20 protein-coding genes and 1 pseudogene are annotated in these 23,550 nt (G+C 58.8%); 10 read left to right on the forward strand and 11 right to left on the reverse strand.

What is annotated here, in order from left to right:
- The first annotated feature begins 50 nt into the window (after positions 1–50).
- The gene (locus tag ACEN8Z_RS10580; RefSeq protein ID WP_007983517.1) at positions 51–266 is read left to right on the forward strand and encodes a DUF1127 domain-containing protein; all 216 of its coding nucleotides are present in this window, start codon (positions 51–53) and stop codon (positions 264–266) included.
- A gap of 80 nt (positions 267–346) precedes the next feature.
- Positions 347–1,576 (forward strand): winged helix-turn-helix domain-containing protein, encoded by a 1,230-nt coding sequence (locus ACEN8Z_RS10585; RefSeq protein ID WP_495597578.1) that lies wholly within the window; start codon positions 347–349, stop codon positions 1,574–1,576.
- Positions 1,577–1,699: 123 nt separating this feature from the next.
- On the opposite strand, the gene ACEN8Z_RS10590 is transcribed toward ACEN8Z_RS10585, so the two are convergent.
- A complete protein-coding gene (locus ACEN8Z_RS10590; protein ID WP_108229893.1) occupies positions 1,700–3,046 on the reverse strand; it encodes a class II 3-deoxy-7-phosphoheptulonate synthase in 1,347 nt (448 codons plus the stop codon).
- 150 nt (positions 3,047–3,196) lie between these two features.
- Here ACEN8Z_RS10590 and ACEN8Z_RS10595 point away from each other — a divergent pair, with 150 nt between their 5' ends.
- Positions 3,197–3,952, forward strand: a complete 756-nt coding sequence (locus ACEN8Z_RS10595; RefSeq protein WP_495597579.1) for a spermidine synthase — start codon at positions 3,197–3,199, stop codon at positions 3,950–3,952.
- A gap of 110 nt (positions 3,953–4,062) precedes the next feature.
- On the opposite strand, the gene ACEN8Z_RS10600 is transcribed toward ACEN8Z_RS10595, so the two are convergent.
- Complete coding sequence (locus ACEN8Z_RS10600; protein WP_495597580.1) at positions 4,063–4,854, reverse strand: crotonase/enoyl-CoA hydratase family protein; 792 nt, start codon at positions 4,852–4,854, stop codon at positions 4,063–4,065.
- Positions 4,855–5,277: 423 nt separating this feature from the next.
- Between ACEN8Z_RS10600 and ACEN8Z_RS10605 the strand changes: the two genes are divergently transcribed.
- Positions 5,278–6,951, forward strand: a complete 1,674-nt coding sequence (locus ACEN8Z_RS10605) for a DEAD/DEAH box helicase (protein WP_008002675.1) — start codon at positions 5,278–5,280, stop codon at positions 6,949–6,951.
- Positions 6,952–7,171: 220 nt separating this feature from the next.
- On the opposite strand, the gene ACEN8Z_RS10610 is transcribed toward ACEN8Z_RS10605, so the two are convergent.
- Positions 7,172–7,939 carry a DODA-type extradiol aromatic ring-opening family dioxygenase gene (locus tag ACEN8Z_RS10610; protein WP_495597581.1) on the reverse strand — a complete coding sequence of 256 codons (768 nt, stop codon included), beginning with the start codon at positions 7,937–7,939 and terminating at the stop codon, positions 7,172–7,174.
- Between the two features lie 102 nt (positions 7,940–8,041).
- On the opposite strand from ACEN8Z_RS10610, the gene ACEN8Z_RS10615 reads away from it, so the two are divergent.
- Complete coding sequence (locus ACEN8Z_RS10615; protein ID WP_495597582.1) at positions 8,042–8,698, forward strand: thiopurine S-methyltransferase; 657 nt, start codon at positions 8,042–8,044, stop codon at positions 8,696–8,698.
- Positions 8,699–8,878: 180 nt separating this feature from the next.
- Here the strand turns inward: ACEN8Z_RS10615 and htpX are convergent, their stop codons facing one another.
- Positions 8,879–9,769: a protease HtpX gene (gene htpX, locus ACEN8Z_RS10620; protein WP_007973520.1), complete on the reverse strand. Its 891-nt coding sequence runs from the start codon at positions 9,767–9,769 to the stop codon at positions 8,879–8,881.
- Between the two features lie 317 nt (positions 9,770–10,086).
- Positions 10,087–11,298, reverse strand: coding sequence for a pyridoxal phosphate-dependent aminotransferase (locus tag ACEN8Z_RS10625; RefSeq protein WP_007973513.1), 1,212 nt, complete (start codon positions 11,296–11,298; stop codon positions 10,087–10,089).
- Positions 11,299–11,524: 226 nt separating this feature from the next.
- Between ACEN8Z_RS10625 and msrB the strand changes: the two genes are divergently transcribed.
- The 3 genes from msrB (at position 11,525) to ACEN8Z_RS10640 (ending at position 12,966) form a co-directional block, all read left to right on the forward strand.
- On the forward strand, positions 11,525–11,920 hold the full coding sequence (msrB, locus tag ACEN8Z_RS10630; RefSeq protein WP_429491525.1) for a peptide-methionine (R)-S-oxide reductase MsrB: 396 nt from the start codon (positions 11,525–11,527) through the stop codon (positions 11,918–11,920).
- A gap of 102 nt (positions 11,921–12,022) precedes the next feature.
- Positions 12,023–12,508 (forward strand): glutathione peroxidase, encoded by a 486-nt coding sequence (locus ACEN8Z_RS10635; RefSeq protein WP_495597583.1) that lies wholly within the window; start codon positions 12,023–12,025, stop codon positions 12,506–12,508.
- Positions 12,505–12,966, forward strand: a complete 462-nt coding sequence (locus tag ACEN8Z_RS10640) for a MarR family winged helix-turn-helix transcriptional regulator (protein ID WP_495597584.1) — start codon at positions 12,505–12,507, stop codon at positions 12,964–12,966. Before ACEN8Z_RS10635 ends, ACEN8Z_RS10640 begins: the two co-directional genes overlap by 4 nt.
- Here the strand turns inward: ACEN8Z_RS10640 and ACEN8Z_RS10645 are convergent.
- Positions 12,950–15,313, reverse strand: a complete 2,364-nt coding sequence (locus ACEN8Z_RS10645) for a hybrid sensor histidine kinase/response regulator (RefSeq protein ID WP_495597585.1) — start codon at positions 15,311–15,313, stop codon at positions 12,950–12,952. The genes ACEN8Z_RS10640 and ACEN8Z_RS10645 overlap by 17 nt on opposite strands.
- Before the next feature lie 123 nt (positions 15,314–15,436).
- On the opposite strand from ACEN8Z_RS10645, the gene ACEN8Z_RS10650 reads away from it, so the two are divergent.
- Together ACEN8Z_RS10650 and ACEN8Z_RS10655 are read left to right on the forward strand one after the other, a co-directional pair.
- On the forward strand, positions 15,437–16,327 hold the full coding sequence (locus ACEN8Z_RS10650; RefSeq protein WP_008002667.1) for an ATP-binding protein: 891 nt from the start codon (positions 15,437–15,439) through the stop codon (positions 16,325–16,327).
- A complete protein-coding gene (locus ACEN8Z_RS10655) occupies positions 16,324–16,806 on the forward strand; it encodes a GAF domain-containing protein (protein WP_085724995.1) in 483 nt (160 codons plus the stop codon). The genes ACEN8Z_RS10650 and ACEN8Z_RS10655 overlap by 4 nt, the downstream gene beginning before the upstream one ends.
- Positions 16,807–16,827: 21 nt before the next feature.
- Here ACEN8Z_RS10655 and ACEN8Z_RS10660 read toward each other — a convergent pair.
- The 5 genes and pseudogenes from ACEN8Z_RS10660 to ACEN8Z_RS10680 all read right to left on the reverse strand — a co-directional run.
- Positions 16,828–17,064: pseudogene (locus tag ACEN8Z_RS10660) on the reverse strand (hypothetical protein); the annotation flags it as partial.
- A 49-nt stretch (positions 17,065–17,113) separates the two neighbouring features.
- A complete protein-coding gene (locus ACEN8Z_RS10665) occupies positions 17,114–20,755 on the reverse strand; it encodes a transporter substrate-binding domain-containing protein (protein ID WP_495597586.1) in 3,642 nt (1,213 codons plus the stop codon).
- A gap of 8 nt (positions 20,756–20,763) precedes the next feature.
- Positions 20,764–21,390, reverse strand: a complete 627-nt coding sequence (locus ACEN8Z_RS10670) for a response regulator transcription factor (protein WP_008002663.1) — start codon at positions 21,388–21,390, stop codon at positions 20,764–20,766.
- Between the two features lie 247 nt (positions 21,391–21,637).
- Complete coding sequence (locus ACEN8Z_RS10675) at positions 21,638–22,030, reverse strand: response regulator (RefSeq protein ID WP_495597587.1); 393 nt, start codon at positions 22,028–22,030, stop codon at positions 21,638–21,640.
- 178 nt (positions 22,031–22,208) lie between these two features.
- The gene (locus ACEN8Z_RS10680; protein WP_108229902.1) at positions 22,209–23,537 is read right to left on the reverse strand and encodes a deoxyguanosinetriphosphate triphosphohydrolase; all 1,329 of its coding nucleotides are present in this window, start codon (positions 23,535–23,537) and stop codon (positions 22,209–22,211) included.
- Positions 23,538–23,550 lie beyond the last annotated feature (13 nt).

Genomic DNA, 23,550 nt, shown 5'->3' on the forward strand with positions numbered 1-23,550 from the left:
GATCTTAGACCCGGCGCGAGACTGGAGCCATCCAAACGGAGGGTAACAAGATGAAAGGTCAACATGAGTTCCACGGTGCAGAAAAACACTCGATTCACGTGATTTCCGATCTGCTGCACAAGGTCGGCCGCTGGTACGAACTGCATCGCGAGCGCGAACTGCTGGCGAGCTTGAGCGACGAAGCACTCAAGGACATCGGCATGAGCCGTGCGGATGTGGAGAACGAGTCGATCAAACCGTTCTGGAACGACCCGATGCATAAATGATCCGGTCAATAAATGATGAATGCCACGCTACACAAACCCCTTACCAGTGAGGTAGGTTGCGAGCAGACAAGGAGGTATCCATGCCCGCAACGTTGTCCTTTACCCTCAAACAGGCTCGGCGTCTGGCGCTGGTCGCCCAAGGGTTCAATGGGCGGTCGCCGCCAGCGGCGATCAAGGCTGTTGCGCTCAATCGCCTGATCGAGCGGCTGGGCATCTTGCAGATCGATTCGGTCAATGCATTGGTGCGTTCGCACTACCTTCCGCTGTTTTCCCGCCTCGGCAATTACTCCTCCGATTTGCTCGACCAGGCTGCCTGGAGCCAGGGCCGGCGCCGTACGTTGTTCGAGTATTGGGGCCATGAAGCCTCGTTATTGCCACTTTCCATGTTCCCATTGATGCGTTGGCGCATGCAGCGTGCAAGCCGCGGCGAAGACATTTATCAGCAATTGGCGCGCTTTGGGCGGGAACAACAGGACACTATTCGCCGGGTGCTGGCTTCGGTTGAAGAGCAGGGCGCGCTGGGCGCCGGGAGCCTGTCGACCCGTCAGGAGCGTGCCGGGCCCTGGTGGGACTGGAGTGCGGAAAAGCATGCACTGGAATGGTTGTTCGCTGCCGGTGAAGTGACCGTTGCCGGCCGGCGGGGATTCGAACGGCTCTATGACCTGCCCGAGCGGGTGATCCCTGCTGCGATTCTGCAACAACCCCTACTCAGTGAGGCCGAGGCCCAGCGCGGCCTGTTGCTGCATGCCGCGACAGCCTTGGGCGTGGGCACGGAGAAAGACTTGCGGGACTATTTTCGCCTGAACCCGACGGACAGTCGTTTGCGATTGGCGGAGTTGCTCGAGGCAGGTGAGTTGAGTGCCTGTGAAGTACAGGGTTGGCGACAGCCGGCTTACTGCCTGCCCGAGCCCAAGGTGCCGCGCAAAGTTGTATCCAGTGCATTGCTCTCACCGTTCGATTCGCTGATCTGGGAGCGCAGCCGCACCGAGCGCCTGTTCGACTTTCGCTACCGCCTGGAGATCTACACGCCGCAGGACAAGCGAGTCTACGGCTATTACGTCCTGCCGTTTTTGCACAACGAACGGATTGCCGCGCGGGTCGACCTGCGCGCCGAACGGGCGATGGGGCGACTGGCGGTGTATGCAGTGCATGAGGAAGAGCCGGGGCTGGATGACGAGGGAATGCTGGCGTTGGCCGTCAATCTGCGACAGATGGCGGCTTGGCTGGGGTTGGCGCAGGTTCAGTTGAATTGCCCGCGGGCGAGTGCGGCGCGGTTGCGGGTGGCATTGGCACAGATTGAGGGTGACTGAACTGGCCCCTTCGCGAGCAAGCCCGCTCCCACATTTGACCGAATTATCCGGACGAACGCGGTTTATTGTGGGAGCGGGCTTGCCCGCGAAGGCGGACTATCAGGCAGCAAAAAGGTTACTGACTCACCGCCGAACCTGCTTCAGTGTTTCCGCAATCAAGAACGCCAGCTCCAGCGACTGATCGGCATTCATCCGCGGATCGCAATGGGTGTGGTAGCGATCCGACAAGCCGTCCTCGGTAATCGGTCGCGCACCACCAATGCACTCGGTAACGTTCTGCCCGGTCATTTCGATGTGAATGCCACCGGCATAACTGCCTTCGGCCTGGTGCACCTGGAAAAACTGCTTCACCTCGCCAAGGATTTGCGCAAAGTCGCGGGTCTTGTAGCCGCTGCTGGCCTTGATGGTGTTGCCGTGCATCGGGTCGGAACTCCACAGCACCTGCTTGCCTTCACGCTGGACGGCCCGGATCAGTTGCGGCAAGTGATCGCCGACCTTGTTCGCGCCCATCCGCGCGATCAGGTTCAGGCGGCCCGGGTCGTTGTCCGGGTTGAGCACGTCGATCAAGCGAATCAGGTCGTCGGGGTTCATGCTCGGGCCGACCTTGACCCCGATCGGGTTGTTCACCCCACGCAGGAATTCGACGTGGGCGCCGTCGAGCTGGCGGGTGCGGTCGCCGATCCACAGCATGTGCGCCGAGCAATCGTAGTAATCGTTGGTCAGGCTGTCGCGACGCACAAAGGCTTCTTCGTAGTTCAGCAGCAGGGCTTCGTGGGCGGTGAAAAAACTGGTTTCGCGCAGTTGCGGCGAACTGTCCATGCCGCAGGCGCGCATGAACGCCAGGGTTTCATCGATGCGATCGGCCAGGTGGCGGTATTTTTCCGCCAGTGCCGAGTTGGCGATGAAGTCCAGGTTCCACTTGTGCACCTGATGCAGATCGGCAAAACCGCCCTGGGCGAACGCGCGCAACAGGTTCAGGGTGGCGGTGGACTGGTGATAGGACTGCAGCAGGCGTTCCGGGTCTGGCACGCGGCTTTTTTCGTCGAAACCGATGCCGTTGACGATGTCGCCACGGTAGGCGGGCAGGGTCACGCCATCGATGGTTTCGTCGTTGGCCGAACGCGGTTTGGCGAACTGCCCGGCCATGCGCCCGACCTTGACCACCGGGCAGCCTGCGGCAAAAGTCATCACGATCGCCATCTGCAACAACACTTTGAAGGTGTCGCGGATTTTCGCCGCGGAGAACTCGGCGAAGCTTTCGGCGCAGTCGCCACCCTGCAACAGAAACGCGCGGCCCTGGGTCACCTCGGCAAACTGACGGCGCAACTCGCGGGCTTCACCGGCAAACACCAGAGGCGGATAGCTGGCCAGGGTCTGCTCGACCTGCTGCAAATGTGCGGCGTCGGGGTATTGGGGTTGTTGCTGGATCGGCAGGGCGCGCCAGCTGTCAGGGCTCCAGGGTTGGCTCATCACGGTCTCTAGTGTTTTCGCTCGGACGTCCATGTTATCAGCAAATTAGTACGTGACCTGCTCCCGTCGCTTCGCCGACAATCTCGCCTTTGCCGCTCTCTACACGCGGTGTTATTGCGTTGCCGGCCCCGGTGACGATCAGGAGATGAAATGACTGAGGAGCGCGTCGAGCATCTGCTCGCCGAGGTACAGGACGAGTTCGGCGTGATTCGTGTGCTGGAAGTGGCCGATTACCGTTTTCTCGAGTTCGGTGATGCCATCGAGCAAAGCTGCGTGTTCACGGCCGATCCGAGCTGGCTCGAGTACGACTACACCCGGGCGATGCTGATCGGTGCGTTGTGCCACGAACAACCGGAAAGTGCGCTGTTTCTCGGCCTCGGCGCCGGTACGCTGACCCAGGCTTGCCTCAAGTTCCTGCCGCTGGAAGATGTCGAAGCCATCGAACTACGCCCGGATGTACCGCGCCTGGCCATTGAGTATCTGGGGCTGGATGACGACCCGCGCCTGTACATCCGCGTTGGCGATGCGCTGGAGTTGCTCGACACCGCTGAATCGGCCGATCTGATTTTCGTCGACCTTTATACCGATGTCGGTCCGGGTGTCGGGCATCTGGCCTGGAGCTTTCTGGAAAACTGCCAGAAGCGATTGAATCCGGGTGGCTGGCTGGTCATCAACCAATGGGCTACCGACGACGGCAAACCCTTGGGCGCCGCCTTGTTGCGCGGTTTGTATCACCGACATTACTGGGAGCTGCCGGTGAAGGAGGGCAACGTGATTCTGATCGTGCCGTCGGAGCTGGACCAGGAACTGGACATGGCCGGCCTGATCGCCCGCGCCGAAGCGCTGGCGCCGCGCCTGGGGTATTCGTTGCAGTCGTTGATCAAGTGCATTCGCCCGGCGACATGATTGCGCTGACTATCCGGGCCTCTTCGCGGGCAATCCCGCTCCCACATTTGAACGCGATCCCCTGTGGGAGCGAGCTTGCTCGCGATAGCTTTCTACCTGGCAATACAAGGCTAAAGCCCTTTGAAGACGCCAGGCCGCCGCTCAACCATCGATCGCACGCCTTCCTTGACGTCCTCGCTAGCCATCAACTTCTTGACCAGCAGCGGCAACGCCTGTGCCGCTGCGGTTTCCCCTTCATACCGGGCCTGTCGTGCAGACATCAGCGTTGCCTGGACCCCGAGCGGAGCCTGGCGGGCGATCCGTTCTGCCAGCTCGATCGCCCGGGGCAGCAAATCCTCGCTGGCCATGACTTCCTGCACCAGTCCCAGGTGCAAGGCGTCATGGGCGTCGAACTCATCACCGGTCAGCAACCAGCGCATGGCGTTACCCCAACCTGAGACTTGATGCAGACGCAGGGTGGCACCGCCGAACGGGAAGAGCCCGCGTTGCACTTCCATCTGCGCGAACCGGGTGTTGCTGGCACACAGGTTGATGTCGGCGGCCAGCATCAGTTCGATGCCGATGGTCAGGCAATAACCTTGGGCGGCGACGATCACCGGTTTGCTGACCCGGGGACCTGCGAACACTCCCCACGGATCACAGCCGCCGGGTGGAACCTGCCAGCCATCTGCCAGTGCGACGCTGGCATTGACCAGATCGAGCCCGGCGGTAAAGTGCTCGCCATGAGCGAACACTACAGCCACCCGCGCCTCGCTGTCGGTTTCGAATTCGCCATAGGCCAGACTCAATGCGTTGAGCAGGTCGAGATCGAAGGCGTTGCGCTTGGCCACCCGATCCAGACCGATCAGGAACACATGACCATGCCGTTCGCGGCTGACTCGACTGGAGCAGGGCTGATTCATGGAGCGATCCTCGGGGGTAGGAAAGGCGTGCCAGACAGGCCGTCTGCACGGCAAAGGGTGAACCGTTTTAGCGCCGTCACCCGCAAGGCCGGGCCTTTGAAAAATAGACGGCTGATCGATTATTCGCAAAGCCTGTGACACAACGGCGTATCCAGTGGATTTCCGATAAAAAAAACTCCCTTTTTGGGCGAATTCCGGTATAGTGCGCGCCGGCCTTTAACCGGGCCGCGTTTAGGTAGCGCAATTCCCCGAAGCCAGCTTCGGCTGCACGTCCGCCCAGCGGACTCTTCCTTGACGATTCTTTTCATTCATTCGTTTTCGCAAATCCCCGCCGACAAAGCTGCCAGGGCGACTCTTGAGTCTCAACACGGCATGCGCAGCTTTGGAGCATGGGTCTTTGCGGATGCACTTAGAGGCAGACCCATGACCCAGGAAATCGGCGGCTTCGCCGCTCTTGAACTTCATCCAAATATTGTCGCTGCAGTAGTCGCTACCGGCTATGAAGAGCCTTCGGCCATTCAGCAGCAGTCGATCCCGATCATTCTCGCCGGTCACGATATGATTGGTCAGGCGCAAACCGGTACCGGTAAAACCGCTGCCTTTGCTCTGCCAATTCTGCACCGCATTGATCCGTCCAAGCGCGAGCCGCAAGCTCTGATCCTGGCCCCAACTCGTGAGTTGGCGCTACAAGTTGCAACCGCTTTCGAAACCTACGCCAAGCAAATGCCGGGTGTAACTGTTGTGGCTGTCTACGGCGGCGCGCCGATGGGCCCACAACTGAAAGCAATCCGTAATGGCGCACAAATCGTTGTCGCCACTCCGGGCCGTCTGTGCGACCACCTGCGTCGCGACGAAAAAGTACTGGCGACCGTGAACCACCTGGTTCTCGACGAAGCCGACGAAATGCTCAAGCTGGGCTTCATGGACGACCTGGAAGTCATCTTCAAGGCCATGCCGGAAACCCGTCAGACCGTATTGTTCTCGGCTACTTTGCCTCAATCGATCCGTGCCATCGCCGAACGCCACCTGCGCGATCCGAAGCACGTGAAGATTCAGAGCAAGACCCAGACCGTTACCGCGATCGAGCAGGCTCACCTGCTGGTTCACGCTGACCAGAAGACTTCGGCCGTTCTCAGCTTGCTGGAAGTGGAAGATTTCGACGCCCTGATCATGTTCGTGCGCACCAAGCAAGCGACCCTGGATCTGGCCAGTGCCCTGGAAGCCAAAGGCTACAAAGCCGCTGCGCTGAACGGTGACATCGCCCAGAACCAGCGTGAGCGCGTAATCGACTCCCTCAAGGATGGCCGTTTGGACATCGTTGTGGCGACCGACGTTGCTGCTCGTGGTCTGGACGTTCCGCGCATCACTCACGTGTTCAACGTTGACATGCCGTACGATCCAGAGTCCTACGTTCACCGTATCGGCCGTACCGGCCGTGCCGGTCGCGAAGGTCGTGCACTGCTGCTGGTGACTCCGCGCGAGCGCCGCATGCTGCAAGTGATCGAGCGTGTAACCGGTCAAAAGGTTGCTGAAGTTCGCCTGCCAGACGCTCAAGCTGTTCTGGATGCGCGCATCAAGAAACTGACCAACAGCCTGTCGCCACTGGTGGCCGATGCTGAATCGACCCACGGTGATCTGCTGGATCGCCTGACTGCCGACATCGGTTGCAGCCCGCGTGCCCTGGCCGCAGCCCTGCTGCGCAAGGCTACCAACGGTCAAGCGCTGAACCTGGCCGCTATCGAGAAAGAGCGTCCACTGGTGCCGAACAATGCACCGCGTGGCGATCGTCCAGAGCGTTCCGGTGATCGTCCTGAGCGTGGTGACCGTGAGCGTCGTGCTCCGATGCCACTGGCCGAAGGTCGTGCCCGTTGCCGTACCGCGCTGGGCGCGCGTGACGGTATCGCCGCCAAGAACCTGCTGGGCGCCATCCTCAACGAAGGTGGTCTGGCGCGTGAAGCGATCGGTCGCATCCAGGTGCGTGACAGCTTCAGCCTCGTCGAGCTGCCGGAAGATGGTCTTGAGAAGTTGCTGACCAAGCTGAAGGACACTCGCGTTGCCGGTAAGCAGTTGAAGCTGCGTCGCTACCGCGAAGATTGATCCGCTTTCGGGCTGATTGATCGAACATAAAAAATCCCCGACTGGTTCGGGGATTTTTTTTGCCTGTCGTCAAGACTTGGCTGGTGAGCGGCGGTGGCCCCTTCGCGAGCAAGTCGGATCGCCGCACCGCCGCTCCCACATTTGATCGTATTCATTCTGAAAAAACGCGGTCGTATGTGGGAGCGAGCCTGCTCGCGATGGGGACGACTCGGTCCATGGGTTACCCGAAGCGATAGATATCCATCCCCAACGCACCCATGGTGAACCCCTGGTGGGCAATGCTGAACGGCCCACCGGCAGCTCGGGCAAAGTACAGCGGCAACAGGTGTTCGTCGCTGGGATGGTTGCGCACGGCATTCGGTGCTTGCGCGCGATAGTCGTGCAGCGCGGCTTCGTCGTTCGCTGCGAGTTTCCCGATCATCCAGTCGCGAAACGCCAGGGCCCAGGGCTCAACGCTTTCGGGGCCGGCATGCCAGTCCAGTTCCCGCAGGTTGTGAGTGATGCTGCCGGAGCCGATCAGCAGTATGCCTTGCTCACGCAAGCTGGCCAGCGCGTGGCCAACGCGGGTCTGCAGGGCAGGGCCGCCACGGGTGGGCAGCGAAACCTGGACAATCGGGATGTCTGCTTGCGGGTACATCAACGATAAAGGCACCCAGACACCATGGTCGAAAGGCCGATTGCTGTCGATACGTGCAGGAAAGCCAGCTGTTTTCAATAACCCGGCAACCTCTGCGGCGAGTCGTGGATCGCCGGGAGCCGGGTACTGCACCTCGAACAGGGCTTTGGGAAAGCCGCCGAAGTCATGCCAGGTTTCCGGTTGTGGACTGCCGCTGACCAGCAGCTCATTGCTTTCCCAGTGCGCAGAAACAATCACGATGGCTTTGGGCTTCGGTATCTCGGCGGCCAGGCGAGCGAGCGCCGGCCCGCTGGCGCCGGGTTCCAGAGCGAGCATCGGGGAGCCGTGGGATATGTACAGGCTGGGGAACATGAATGAGCTCCTGAGAGTTAAGATGCTACATCTTCAGCCAGATCATTGATCTAAATCTAATATAAGTTTTAGGGTGTTTTGATCGAATTTTCGGGGTTAATTATGCAGCCTGAGTTTTGGCACAAAAAATGGGCGGCGAATCAGATCGGCTTTCACCTGCCGCAGGTGAACCCTTATCTGAAGCGGTTCTGGCCAGGGTTAAGCCTTGAAGAAGGGGCACGCGTGTTGGTGCCGTTATGTGGAAAAAGCCTGGATTTGCTTTGGCTCGCCCATCAAGGTCATGAGGTCTTGGGAATCGAGCTGTCGGAAAAAGCCGTCGAGGAGTTTTTCAGCGAACATGGCTTTGATCCGGCCGTCAGCGAGCAGGGGCCGTTCAAGGTTTATCGGGCAGGTTCCATTGAGCTGTGGTGCGGCGATTTCTTTGAGCTGACGGCCGGGGACACGGCTGATTGCTCTGCGCTCTATGATCGCGCCGCGCTGATTGCTTTGCCGCCGAAGATGCGTGAGCAATATGCCGCGCACCTGAATCGCATATTGCCGAAAGAGTGTCGCGGATTATTGATCACGCTGGACTATGACCAGGCACAAATGGACGGACCGCCGTTTGCCGTACTCGATGATGAGGTGCAGCGATTGTTGGGTGGGTCGTGGTCGTTGAAGGTTCTGGAGGATCAGGACGTACTGAGTGAAAGCGGGAAGTTCCTGGACGCGGGTGTGACGCGACTTGAGGAGCGGGTGTATCGGGTTTCCAGTCGGTAACGGTGGTTATTTGCGCTGGCCTCATCGCGAGCAGGCTCGCTCCCACAGGGATTTGTGAACGACGCAGAACCTGTGTGGGAGCGAGCCTGCTCGCGAGGAAGTCAGAATGAGCGCTGCGCCAACCAGCAGACAAAAAAAGGCCCGCATTGCTGCGGGCCTTTTCATTTGCGGTGGAGCCTCTTAGCCCCGACGACGAGCCAGAGCGTCGATACGCTCTTCCAGCGGTGGGTGGCTCATGAACATGCGGGCAAACCCTTGCTTGATGCCACCGTTGATGCCGAAGGCGTTCAGGGTGTCGGGCATATGCACCGGCAGCCCCTGTTCCGCACGCAGGCGTTGCAGGGCGCCAATCATCGCGGCGGTGCCGGCCAGGTTTGCACCTGCTTCATCGGCGCGGAATTCCCGCTTGCGCGAGAACCACATGACGATGGCGCTGGCCAGGATGCCCAGAACCAGTTCGGCGAAGATGGTCGCCACGTAGTAGGCAATGCCCTGGCCTTCTTCGTTCTTGAAGATCACTTTGTCGACGAAATTGCCGATGATCCGTGCGAAGAACATCACGAAGGTGTTCACCACGCCCTGGATCAATGCCAGGGTAACCATGTCGCCGTTGGCTACGTGGCCGATTTCGTGGGCCAGGACGGCTTTCACTTCATCCGGCGAGAAGCGCTCGAGCAACCCCTGGCTGACCGCGACCAATGCGTCGTTCTTGTTCCAGCCGGTGGCGAAGGCGTTCGCCTCGTAGGCCGGGAAGATACCGACCTCGGGCATCTTGATCCCGGCTTCGCGGGACAGTTGCTCGACGGTTTGCAGCAGCCATTGCTCGTGACGGGTGCGTGGCTGGGTGATGATCTGGGTGCTGGTGCTCATCTTCGCCATCCACTTGGAGATGAACAGCGAGAACAGCGAACCGGCGAAACCAAAGACCGCACAGAAAATCAGCAGCTGATTGAGGTTGAGATCAACCCCATTGGCCGCCATGAACCCGTTGAAGCCGAAAAGGCTCAGGGTGATGCTGGCAATCAGCACGACCGCCAGGTTAGTGGCCAAGAACAGCAGGATGCGCATCATGGTTGTAGAAATCTCCTCATGCTAAAGATGTAGCGTACTGCGGGGTATATAAGGTGCTGCACCGGGGTATTCAACCGGGTGACTATTTCAAACTGTGTCCTACGGCAACAGTCTAGCTGCTTGCAGGGCATTTCCGACAAGTATGCGGGAAGTGTTTGTCAGTCAATTCATGTCAAAGACCCCCGCCTTTGTTAGGTGCAATCAGGCAGGGCAAGATCTGGCAACGGGCAAAGGGACAGCCAGTGGCGCAATGCAAACAAATGTTGCCGGATGAATCACCGTGCGACGCTCGGGGACGTCGCACGGTGACAGATCGCTTACTGGCGGTAGGACTTGAGGAAGCCGCCGATGCGTCCGATGGCCATCTCCAGGTCATCGACACGGGGCAGGGTCACGACGCGGAAGTGATCTGGCCACGGCCAGTTGAAAGCGGTGCCTTGAACCACCAGCAGTTTCTCGGAGAGCAGCAGGTCGAGGACGAATTTTTCGTCGTTATGGATCGGGCAGACCTTGGGGTCGATTCGCGGGAATGCATACAGCGCGCCCATCGGCTTGACGCAGCTCACGCCTGGAATGTCGTTGAGCAACTCCCAGGTGCGATTGCGTTGCTCCAGCAGGCGGCCCTGCGGCAGTACCAGGTCATTGATGCTCTGATAGCCACCCAGGGCGGTCTGGATCGCGTGCTGGCTCGGCACGTTGGCGCACAGGCGCATGTTCGCCAGCATGTCGATGCCTTCGATGTAGCTCTGGGCGTGGTGTTTCGGGCCGGAAATGGCGATCCACCCGGAGCGGAAGCCCGCTACGCGATAGGACTTGGACAGACCGTTGAAGGTCAGGCACAGCAGGTCCGGCGCCAGGGAGGCGGTGCAGATGTGCACGGCATCGTCGTAGAGGATCTTGTCGTAGATCTCGTCGGAGAACACCACCAGATTGTGCTGGCGGGCCAACTCCAGCATGCCCAGCAGCACTTCCTTCGAATACACCGCGCCGGTCGGGTTGTTCGGGTTGATGATCACCAGGGCCTTGGTGTTCGGGGTGATCTTGGCCTTTATGTCGGCCAGGTCCGGCCACCAGTTGGCTTGCTCGTCGCACAGGTAATGCACCGGGTTGCCGCCGGACAGGCTCACGGCTGCGGTCCATAGCGGGTAGTCAGGCGCCGGCACCAGTACTTCGTCGCCATTGTTGAGCAGGGCCTGCATCGACATCACGATCAGTTCGGAAACGCCGTTGCCCAGGTAGATGTCTTCAATGCCGACGCCTTCTACCTGCTTTTGCTGGTAATACTGCATCACGGCCTTGCGCGCACTGAACAGCCCCTTGGAGTCGCTGTAGCCCTGGGCTGTCGGCAGGTTGCGGATCACGTCCTGGAGGATTTCATCCGGCGCTTCGAAACCAAAGGGCGCCGGATTGCCGATGTTCAGCTTGAGGATGCGATGGCCTTCCTCTTCCAGGCGCTTGGCGTGCTTGAGCACCGGGCCGCGAATGTCGTAGCAGACGTTGGCGAGCTTGTTCGATTTGCTGACCTGCATGGCGATGTGTTCCCGAAAATGAACGATCCAGACGGCGTTTGGGCAGCCGTGCTGGGAATCCTGCGTATTCACACAGGCCTGACGCCTTGAGATGCAGCACCCATATTTCCGTTTGAATGCGCGTGGTCTGGCTGCCAGACTGGCGTTTGACGAGGCGCAATCATACGTGCCGCCCGATCCGTGGAAAAGGTACAGATCGGGCTTTTTCAGCCGCTGAGGTGTGATGATGGAAAAGTTGGAAAAAACCCTGGAAGAATGGAAGGCGATGCTCGATCCAGAGCAGTACAACGTGTGCCGCCTCAAAGGCACCGAACGACCGTTTTCCGGTAAATACAACGCCACCAAAACCGACGGTGTCTACCACTGCATCTGCTGTAACGAACCGCTGTTCGACTCCACGACCAAGTTCGATTCCGGCTGCGGCTGGCCGAGTTTCTACGCGCCGATCGGCGACAGCGCCATGACCGAAATCCGTGATGTCAGCCACGGCATGATCCGCACCGAAGTGGTCTGCGCCAAATGCGACGCGCACCTTGGCCACGTGTTCCCGGATGGCCCACCGCCGACAGGCCTGCGTTATTGCATTAACTCGGTGTGTCTGGACCTGGTGCCCCGCGAATAAGTCCCCGAAGCGATCCGATGATCGCTTTCCGGATATTTAAATTGCACACAATTCAATTGCTAGCTACTTTGTTGTCTCTTCCATTCACTCGGAACCTCAAACATGATCGACAACCTGCTGAGTATCCCTTGCACCACGATCAAGGGGGAGCAAAAGACCCTGGCGGATTTCGCCGGCAAAGCCGTGCTGGTGGTCAACACGGCCAGTAAATGCGGTTTCACTCCGCAGTACAAAGGTCTGGAAGAGCTGTGGCAGACCTACAAGGACCAGGGCCTGGTGGTTCTCGGTTTTCCCTGCAACCAGTTCGGCAAGCAAGAGCCGGGCAACGAAGGGGCGATCTCTGAGTTCTGTGAGCTGAACTTCGGTGTCAGCTTCCCGCTGTTCAAAAAGATCGAAGTCAATGGTGCTGGCGCCCATCCCCTGTTCGTGCAGTTGAAAAAGCGCGCACCGGGTGTGCTGGGTTCCCAGGGCATCAAGTGGAACTTCACCAAGTTCCTGATCGGCAAGGACGGGCAACTGGTCAAGCGCTTCGCCCCGGCGACCAAGCCGCAGGACCTGACCCGCGAGATCGAAGCCCTGCTCAAATGAACAGCTTGTCAGTCGATTCCCTGAGGCTCGACAGCCAGCTGTGCTTCAAGCTGTACGCGGCTTCCCGGGCGGTGATTCGCGGCTACAAGCCAATGCTCGATCAGTTGGGCCTGACTTACCCTCAGTACCTGGCGATGCTGGTGCTGTGGGAGTGGCAGGAAGCGGCCCCGGAGCAACCGACCGTCAAGGCATTGGGTGAGCGCCTGGCCCTGGATTCCGGCACGTTGACACCGTTGCTCAAGCGCCTCGAACAACTGCAACTGGTGCAGCGTCAGCGTTCGGCGCGCGATGAGCGTGAAGTGCATCTGAGCCTGTCGCCAGCCGGCATGGCCTTGCGCGATCAGGTCGGGCCACTCAAGGCGCGTCTGTTGTGCGATAGCGGGGTCGACCTGAATCGTCTCAATGACTTGCGCGATGGTCTCGATCACCTGTTGAGACAGATCAAGGCACTGTCGTAACGGGGATCCACAAGTCCAGCAGGGCAGCCAGTTCTTCGCGCCGGAAAGGTTTGGCCAGGTAGTCGCTCATGCCCGCGGCACGACAGCGTTCGCGCTCCTCCGACATGGCGTTGGCCGTCAGGGCGACGATGGGCAGTTGCGGCCAGCGTCCGCTGCGGCGGATTTGCCGGCTGGCTTCATAGCCGTCCATCACCGGCATGTTGCAGTCCATCAGCACCAGGTCGAATTCCCGATGCTCGAGTTGATCCAGGGCCTCTGCACCATGAGCCGCGGTGGTGACCTCGCAGCCGAGTTTGCCGAGCATGCCCTTGGCCACCAACTGGTTGACCGGATTATCTTCCACCAACAGCACGCGCCCGCGGCGTTGCGGGCATTGCGTGTCGAGTCGGGCTTCGTTGATCGGGTGGGTTTGCGGTTGCAGGATCCGCCGCAACGTCTGAAGCAGCGTATTGCGGGCCAGGGGGCGGGCCTGTTGTTGCAAGGGTGCAAGGGCGTTGGCCTCTTCGCTGGGCATGAAATTGCCATAAGCGGTAATCAGCAGGATCGGCGCGCTGAGGGTGGGGCGCAAATTGAACAGGCATTCGGGGCAATCGGTGATGAGTACGTCGGCTGCCAGGCCAAGCAGTGGGTCATCTATGGAACGCCGTTCATAGTCCAGCCCCCAGCCAGGCAACAGACTGTTGAGCAGTTCGCCCAGCCCGCTGCTGGCGGCAGTGATGGCGATGACTTTACCCTTGAGCGAAACAGCAGGCACTGCACGGGTATGGCTGGGCAATGGTAAATCCGCGCAGAACTGGCTGCCAAACCCCGGCTCGGAGCTGATTGTCAGGCGCCCTTGCATGGCCTCGCAAAGGTTGTAGGTCAGGGCCAGGCCCAGCCCGGTCCCACCAAACTGGCGGGTAATACCGACGCCGGCCTGGGTGAAAGGCTGGAGGATTTTGACCTGGGCATCCTGAGGGATGCCGATGCCGGTGTCGCAGACTTCGATTCTGACGCCGTCCCCGAACGTCGACAGGCGCACGTCGACACGCCCGAAACGGGTGAACTTGAGGGCGTTGGACAGCAGATTGCTGACGATCTGCCGCACCCGGGTCGGATCGCCGAGCACCAGTGCCGGGAAGTGCGGATCGATCAGGCAGGTCAGTTCGACGCTGGGGGCGGCGTTCTGCGACAACAGGTTGGCGGTGTCCTCGATGAGCGAGCCGAGGTCGAAGGGAATGTGCTCGAGCTCGAGCTGACCGGCATCGAACTTCGACAAGTCGAGAATATCGTTGAGCAGTTCCACCAGCACTTTGCCCGAGTCATGGGCGATCGACAGTTGTTGCTGTTGTTCGGCATTCAGCGGCCCGTCGAGGGACAACGCGATCATCCCGAGCAAACCATTGAGGGGCGTGCGGATTTCATGGCTCATGTTGGCCAGGAACACCGAGCGGGCTTCGGCCATGTCCAGTGCTGTGCTGCGAGCGGCATCCAGCTCCTCGTTGGATTGGCTCAGCCGGGAATTGATCGCCTTGAGTTCGGCCGTGCGGGCCGAGACGATATTTTCCAGTTGGCCGAGGTATTCGGTCAGGCGGTTTTCCGCGTTGCGCCGCTGCTGGATTTCGGTGGCAATGTTCTTGAATTGCTGGTTGGCAACCTTGACCAGCACGCCAATCTCATCGTTGGCGTGCCCGGCGGGACATTCCAGTGAAGTCGGCTCGGTACTGCTCGGGTCGCGACCGCTGAGTTCACGGATGACCCGTACCAGGGGTTTGGTCAGCATCACATAGAACAGTGCCAGCAGGATGCCGGACAGCAGCAGGCTGCGGGCGAAACCATTGAGCAGGGTCACTTCGGCCCGGCGCAGGAACCGGTTGCCGAAGGCGTAAGTGTCGACGTTCAGCCGCAGCGTACCCAGGGATTCGTTGGGTAAATGATCGAGGTAAAGTCGGTCTTCGAACTGTCGATTGGCGCCGAACAGGAAGTCACTGAGCATACGGTAATCGTTTTCCACACCGGGTCGCTTGACGTTGGCCAGCACAATGCCGTTGTTGTCGATCAGTTTCGCGCTAATGATCGCTGGCGAGCGCAGCAGGCCCAGGGTCAGTTCCTTGGCGAGTTCGGCGTCGATGTTGTAGGCGATTCGCGAGGCCGGGTTGTGGCTGATTTCCAGTAATGAAAGGATTTCACGATTGATGGAGGCGTCTTCACTGGCATAATCGATGCCTATTTGCAGCAGGCTGAGCAGCGTGCCCAGAATGAAACCGACCAGCACGGTAAGCCGGGCTTGCTTGAATGACAGCCGGTTGGTGAATTTGATGTCCATGGGGGGGTGAACCACTTCCGTTTCCTTTCGCTGCTCAAGCATAGTTGATCATGCCTGCCTGTTGATGTTCTCGCGAGGCCTGTACTGCGGGGGCGGCCACTTGTCTGACGCTGTGTTTCGTCGCTGTATCACCATCATTACTGTGAACGTGCCCGAGGAGAAGTCGTGGATTCCCGATTGAATGCTTTTCTTGAACGCGCCGATGCCGTTCTGGCCCGTATCGAGCCGTTGCTGCCGGCACCGCGGCCAGCCATCGACTGGACGCAATGCCTGGCCGCGCGCTGGCAGCGTGAGTCGCGCGGCGGTTATCTGATGCCGCTGGAGGTCAGCCTCGACATGCGTTTGTCGGACCTGATCGGCGTCGACCGGCAAGTCGAGCAGCTTGGGCGCAATACCCGGCAATTCCTCGACGGCATGCCGGCCAACCACGCCTTGCTCTGGGGCTCGCGGGGCACCGGTAAGTCGTCGCTGGTGCGCGCCTTGTTGGCCGAACACGCTCAAGCCGGTTTGCGCCTGATCGAGATTGAACGTGATCACCTGGCAGACCTGCCTCGAGTGGTCGAACAGATCGGCAAACTGCCCCAGCGTTTCGTGCTGTTTTGCGATGACCTCTCGTTCGAGTCGGGCGAGGGCGATTACCGGGTGCTCAAAAGCGTCCTTGATGGCTCGCTGGAACAGGCGCCGGACAACGTTTTGCTGTACGCCACTTCCAACCGTCGCCACCTGGTGCCGGAAAAGGAAAGTGACAACGAAAACTGGAAACGGGTCGACGGCGAATTGCATCCCAGCGAGGCGGTGGAAGACAAGATCGCGCTGTCGGACCGCTTCGGCCTGTGGCTATCGTTCTATCCGTTTACCCAGGAACACTTCCTCAACGTCGTCGAGCACTGGATCGGCCAGTTGGCCGGCAAGGCCGGACTGGCATGGCAGCGCAGCGAAGAGCTGGACATCCTGGCGGTACGCTGGGCCACAGGCAGAGGCAATCGCAATGGACGTTGCGCTTATCAATTTGCCCGTTATTGGGTCGGGCTGAAACTGTTGGAGCACAAGGCATGATCGATTTACAAAAGAGCGGCCAGGGCCTCGAAGGTTACGGCATGCTGCACGCGCAGCTTGAGTCCTTGCTGGCGGACGAACGGGATTTCATCGCCAATGCCGCGCAGTTCTCGGCGTTTCTGTTCAATCAGCTCGATGACTTGAACTGGGCCGGTTTCTACCTCAACCGCAATGAAGAACTGGTGCTGGGCCCGTTTCAGGGGCAGATCGCTTGCGTGCGGATTCCGTTCGGTCGCGGTGTATGCGGGACAGCGGCAGCCACCTTGCAGACTCAGCTAGTCGAAGATGTGCACGCGTTCCCCGGTCACATTGCCTGCGACAGCGCCTCGAACAGCGAATTGGTCGTACCCTTGGTCAAGGACGGCCGATTGATCGGCGTGCTCGATCTCGACAGTCCGAAACTCGCGCGTTTCACCACTCAGGACCAGGCCGGAATCGAACAACTGGCAGCGATTTTCCTGCGTCTGACCGACTGCTGATCAAGACGCCAGGCCGGCCTTGGCCAGCAGGCTCAACAGATGACGAATGGGTTCATAGGTGGCGTGCAGGTCCAGGCGGACATCCTGCTCAATGCGGTTGAAGAGCTTTTCACTGCTGGACAGTATGATCGGTGTGGTTTGCCGGTAGTTGAACAGACCCGGCACCACCCCGGTCAGCAACAATAAAAAGGTGAACATCACGCTGATATGGACATGCAGTGGAAACCGGTGTGGATCCGTGGGCAGTGGGTCAGGCATTGCGGGTTTCTCCATGAGGGTCAACACACTGCTGAGGGTCCAGGCATAGTTAAGGCTCTGTCACTTTGCCTTCGTCGTAATGCTCGATCTGACGTAGTAGCGCGTCCTCCAGCTCAAGCATGGCGCACTCCATGGATTTGCAGCATCCAGCCACTTTTTCGCGATCGAAATCCTCATGGCAGGCTGCTTCGAGTGCCTCGCAGCGGTCGATCAGGCGGGAGGCTTGCACTATCCGGGCAGCGCCTTTGATTTTGTGGGCAATGTCCTGCAGCGCGTGCGTATCCCCGGAGCTGGATAGCGACAACAGTGTTTGCAGATCCTGACGGTTACTGTTCACCAACTCGTTGAGCAATCGTCGGTTCAACATCGGGTTGCCCCCGGTCATCAGTTTCAACCCGTGGAGGCTGAACGCCGGGGTTGCATGGGTGGGTTCAATGCCTTCCACCCATTGACTCAAGGCACCGAGGCTGAGGGGTTTGAACAGGCAGTCGTCCATTCCGGCCTGTTTGCAGCGTTGTACTTCTTCCGGTTGGGCATTGGCGGTAAAGCCGAGAACGGTGCAGGGAGGGCGATGGTTTTGTCGTTCATGCTGGCGAATGGCACGGGCCAGCTCGTAACCGTTCATGACCGGCATATTGCAATCGGCGATCACCAGATCAAAAGGCTGGTCTTTCCATGCCTCCAGTCCCTCCTGGCCATCGGCCGCGACGGTAAATCGATGTCCAAGAAACTCCAGTTGCTGGCAGGTGAGCAAGCGATTGGCCGAGTGATCGTCGACTACCAGCACACTCAATGGGGTTGTGGCGACGATGATTTGCGTTTCGGCCACCCGGGCTGACTGTTGCAGCGGCAACGTTTCCAGCTGCAGCAACACCTCCACTTGAGTGCCGACGCCCGGCTCACTGTGCAATTGCAGACTGCCGCCCATCATTTCGCAGAGGTTGCGGCTGATCACCAGCCCCAGCCCTGCGCCTCCCCTGGCCGATTGCATGACGTTGTCGGCCTGAGCGAAGGGTTCGAACAGGCGCTGTTGATCCTGTTCGCTGATTCCGATACCACTGTCGTGAACCTGCACCCGCATCTGCACGTGCTCAGGTTGCGTTGCCGGGTGCAGGTCGACGATGACCCGGACCCGGCCTTGTTCTGTAAACTTGATGGCATTGCTGATCAGATTGGACAGCACTTGCTTGAAGCGCAAAGGGTCCAGCAACACATCGAAGGTCGGGTTGGCCGATGAAAACTCCAGCACCAACTCGAGCTCCTTCTGTCGGGCCAGGCCATCGAAAATCCGCACGACCGAGGCCACGAGTTCACCCGGACTAACGCGCTCCGGGCTCAGGCTCAAGCGTCCTGATTCGATTCTGGCAATGTCGAGAATGTCGCCAATCAGCTCCAGCAACCCTTTCGCCGAGTTGTACGCGACATCGATGGCCGGACGCTCCGGGTGCTGATGATCAAGACGCTTGAGTGTCAGTTCAAGCATGCCAATGATTGCATTCATCGGCGTGCGGATCTCATGACTCATCGTCGCCAGAAACGTGCTTTTGGCCCGGTTGGCGTTATCGGCACGCTCTTTCGCGCAACGCAGATCATCGAGCAGTTGCCGGCGGTCGCTGATGTCGATCCAGCCACCTATGATGCCTTGCACTTTTGCGCTTGAATCCCGATAGGGAAGAATCCAGTGATAGATCGTCAGGCGCTGGCCACCGATGTGCAGCTCGCGATCGACGATCAGCGGTCTGCCCTCGGCCACCACGCGTTGGTAGTCAGCCTGGTACTCCCGGGCTTCGAACACATTGCTCATCGATCCCTGCATGACGCTTTTGCCGATGACATCTTCACGCCTGGCGCAGAACGCTTGCAGGTAACTGTCGTTGCAACTTTGCAGCAGCCCCTGGCGATCACGTACGTAGATCGGATGGGGCGTGCCATTGACCAGCGATCGCATGAACTCGAACTGATCGTTCAACGCACGCTCGGCGGCTTTGCGCTGCTTGATCTGGCGGCGCATGTAGTCGTTCCATGCAATGGAAATCAGCAACAGCACGCCTGCACCGATGACAATCTGGTAAAACAGCCTTTGATAGTTGCGCCAGGTGCTTTGCGAGGACGCCGAATAGCCACGCCAGCGACTGTTGATGATGCCCAGCTCTTCCGGCGAGATGCTCAGTAACGCCTTGTTGAGGATGGCGTTCAACTCTTTGGCGCCCCGAGCGGTGGCAAGGGAAAACGCCGCCTGCTCGGTGCCGATGGTGGTGCTGATTTGCAATGTGTGCTCGAACAGCCGCGAGGAAATGAAGTAATTGGCAATGACCAGTGAGTTCACCGCGCCCTCGGCCTGCCCTTCGGCGAGTGACTCTACCGCGCTGAATGTGTCCGGGGTTTCGATCAAGTTGATCCGTGGAAACTCTTTGCGCAGGTAATCCATGAGTGGATTGCCGCGGGCAATGGCCAGACGCTTGTCCTGTAACTGCGTGAGGTTGGTCGGGCTGTCAGCGGCTTTGCGGGTCAGCAGGACGTAGGAATTTTCCAGAAAGGGGCGGGTAAAGTTCAGCTGGATTTGACGTTGGGCGCTGGGAAGCAACGCGGCGATCACATCGGCCTTGTTGTCCTTGATCTGTTTGATCATTTCGTCATCGCTGCGACTGCGCCGGATGTCAAAGCGCAAGCCGGTGCGCAGTCTGATCAGTTCAAGCAAATCCGCGGTGACCCCGCGAAAGTTGCCATTGCTATCGAAAAACGTCAGTGGCGCAAAGGCTTCGTTGACGACGACGCGCACTATCGGGTGCTGTGCCAGCCAGCGTTCTTCCCGGTCAGTGAGTTGCAGCTTTTGATCGGTCAGCAGAATGTCGCTACCGGCGCTCCAGCGTTTGGCGATGTTTTCCCGTTCACTGGCGGGGATGGCCGTGATCATCGCATTGATGATGCCGAGCAGCTCGGGGTTGTTCCTGTTAACGGCGAAGCTGAAACCATAGGCTTCATGTTTGCCGAAGTTGGCCATGCGGATGTTGTTCAGGTATCCCTTGTTGATCATGTAGTGAGTTGAAATGGTGTCACCGAGAAACACGTCCGCCTGATCGAAAGCAACGGCATTGATCGCATTCTGGTAGGACGGATAGGACGTGATGATCGCCTTCGGGTACAACGCCCTGACTTCTGCCAGCGGCAAGTAGTGATACACCATGCTCAGGCGCAATCCGGCCAGGCCATCGGTGAGGGATCGGGTTTCCCCTTCGCGGGTCACCAATACGGGTTGATCGACGGCATAGGGTATGGACAGTGCAATGTTGGCATTGCCAGCTTCGAATCCATTGGCGGTGCCAAGCAGATCGACTTCGCCGTTCTCCAGCGCAGCGATCGCGGCTCCTCGGGAATCGAAACGCCGAACCTTGATGGGCAAGCCGGTCGTTTTTCCCAGAAGACCCGCGTAATCGGCGGTAAACCCTTCATAGTCCTGACCACTGGTGGTCAGGTCGAAAGGGGGATAGTCCGGGGCCGACGTACCGAGCGTCAGTTGATTTTTGTGTTGTATCCATTGTCGCTGGGATTCATCCAGTCGAACCTCCAGCGCCCCGGCCTTCGAGCGGCTGAGCAGCGTGTATTGTTCATTGCCCGGTGCCCCGAACAATGAGGTGCACACGCATAGACCTGCGGTCACTTGAATCAGATAGACCTTCAAACGGCTGGGCATCCAGGTTCTCACACGAGTGCGTTACGTTTTGCCATCTCGATCAGTTCAACCAGGGATTTGGCTTTGAGTTTCTGCATGAGGCGCTTTTTGTAGGTGCTCACGGTCTTGTTGCTCAGAAACATGCCCTTGGCGATTTCCTTGTTTGTGCGGCCTTGGGCAAAAAGTTGCAAGACCATAAGTTCCCGGTCGTTTACGGATTTGAACAACTCCAGTTCAATACAGCGTGTTTCATCTCCGCGGACGGGGTTCAAGGCCTCGCTCGGAAAATAGTTGTAACCTGCAAACACCGCTTTTATGGCGCTGACCAGTTCACTGATGTCCTCTTGTTTGCAGACATAGCCCGATGCACCGGATTGCATGCAACGAATGCCGAAAAGTGTCGGGCATTGTGCTGTCAGTACCAGTGTTTTAAGAGGGGTACTCATTGCGTTGAATCGGGATAGCACTTCCAGGCCATCCAGTTTTGGAATGCTGATGTCGAGTATGACCAGGTCTGGCATGCATTCGCGAACCATCTGCATGGCGTCAACCCCATTGTCAGTTTCGCCGACGACTTTGTAACCTTCATGTTCCAGTAACATTCGAACGGCAAGGCGGATAACCGGGTGATCGTCGACAATAAAAACGGAGTTCATAATCAAGTCCCATGCGAGCTCAAATAAAGCGCGCACCTTAGCTCAGATACTTCAAGGGACGCATGAACTGACCGGGCTGTAGCAGCGATATAGGAGAAATCCTACAGAATAAAAAGAATTGGACTACGCATTAACTAGGTTTCTTATTAGGAAGGCCAAGAAGTTCCAATGCTCTGATGCACTTCGGAAGGAAGTTGTTTGTAAGTTTTACGCTGTGTGTTTGTCGGCTTTTATATGTGTCTTTTTTCTACGTTGGTGCCGAGGTCAACAGGTCTCTAAATTCAGATTGTTTCAATGGTTTTATCAAGTAACCCAATAATGGCAGCCCGTGTTCAGTGGCCGTTTTTTCAAGTTCATCCAGTTCAGACGTCGTCAGGCTACTCAGAATGATCGCCTGTCTGATCAGCCCTCGCTGGCTGGCGAACCGGACCAGATCGAGTCCTGTCAGATCGGGCAGGCATTGATCACATAAAAGAATGTCGAACGGTTGGTCGGCCCCGAGCATTTGCTGCATGGCGCCTTGGGCGCTATCGGTGGTAGTCAGTCGGGTGAAGCCATAACTTTCCAGCAGGTATTGAGTGGCTATTAGTTGGAAGGGATGGTCTTCCACCAAGAGGATGCGTAGATCGTCTTCGGCCATGGGGTGCACTTCATCTGTCGAACAGAAGGGAGGGCGATTGTTTCGCGAGAGTGCCGGGCAAGCGATCAGTTTGCTCGCCATGTGCTGTAGGGCGATTCGACGAAACTTGAGTGCTGTTGGAGTTTGAAGGGGGGATCAGCCATAACGAATGCCGTAATGGCTGATCAATCGATACGCCTCAGTGCCTGGCGCGTCCGGTCATTTCCAGGGCCATGTCACTGGCATAGCTGTCGGTCATGCCGGCGATGAAATCAATCATGCGCAAAAACGAAGTGTGCAATGGGCCGTGAGGATCGGGTGCATTGTTGCCCAGCAGGTCAAGGATGCGCCGGCTTTTGAACGACGGCGTACGGCCGTTGTGCTGCTCCAGCGCTGCACCACAAAAGGCGTTGAGCAGGATTTCCAGCGTGGTGTAGGCGCCGATCTCGTGCAGAGTCTTGCGCTTGTCCTGGAAGATTTTCTTGCGGGCCATGTCCTTGGCGTTCAGCACACAACGCTTGGCGGGCCCGTGCATGTGTTCTACCAGATCGCCGGGCAATGTACCGGCCAATAGCGCGTCCTGTTGCTCGACGAAGGCGCGGGCCGCGGCATTGGTCAGGTGCTCGATGGCTTTGCCGCGCAGGATCGCCAGTTTGCGTCGGCGCGAATCGCCGGGGCCAAGCTGGCGGTAGGTTTCCGGCAAATCATCACCCACCAGGCCCAGCAGCAGAGACTCGACTTCGGCGTATTCCAGCAACTCCATTTCCAGGCCGTCTTCCAGGTCGATCAGCGCATAACAGATGTCGTCGGCGGCTTCCATCAGGTACACCAGCGGATGCCGTGCCCAGCGTTGCTCCTCCAGTTGCGGCAGGCCGAGTTTATGGGCGATCTGCTCCAGTAGTGGCAACTCGCTCTGATAACAGCCGAACTTGTGTTTCTTGTAGCCCAGCGAGTCGGCGTGCCTGGCCGTCCATGGATACTTCAGGTACGTGCCCAGCGTTGCATAGGTCAGTCGGGTGCCGCCGTCGAACTGGTGATACTCCAGTTGAGTGAGTACCCGAAAGCCCTGGGCATTGCCTTCGAAGTTCAGGAAGTCATTGCGCTCGGCTTCACTCATTGCATCCAGCCAGCCACGGCCGGCCGCTTGCTGGAACCAGTGACGGATCGCATCTTCACCGGAGTGGCCGAAAGGCGGGTTGCCGATGTCGTGTGCCAGGCAAGCCGATTGCACCACCATCCCCAGGTCGCTGGGTTCGCACCAGTCGGGCAGGGCGTTGCGGATGGTTTCGCCGACCCGCATGCCCAGTGAGCGACCCACGCAACTGACTTCCAGTGAGTGGGTCAGACGCGTATGAATGTGATCATTGCTGGACACCGGATGGACCTGGGTCTTGCGCCCGAGGCGACGAAAAGCCCCCGAGAAAATGATGCGGTCGTGGTCTTTGTGAAAAGGGCTGCGGCCGAGTTCTTCAGGGCTGTGCAGCGGTTTTCCGAGGCGTTCGCGGGTAAGCAGGGTGTGCCAATCCAAGGCGGGGTCTCTC

This window comes from Pseudomonas sp. Pseusp10 (assembly GCF_059492225.1).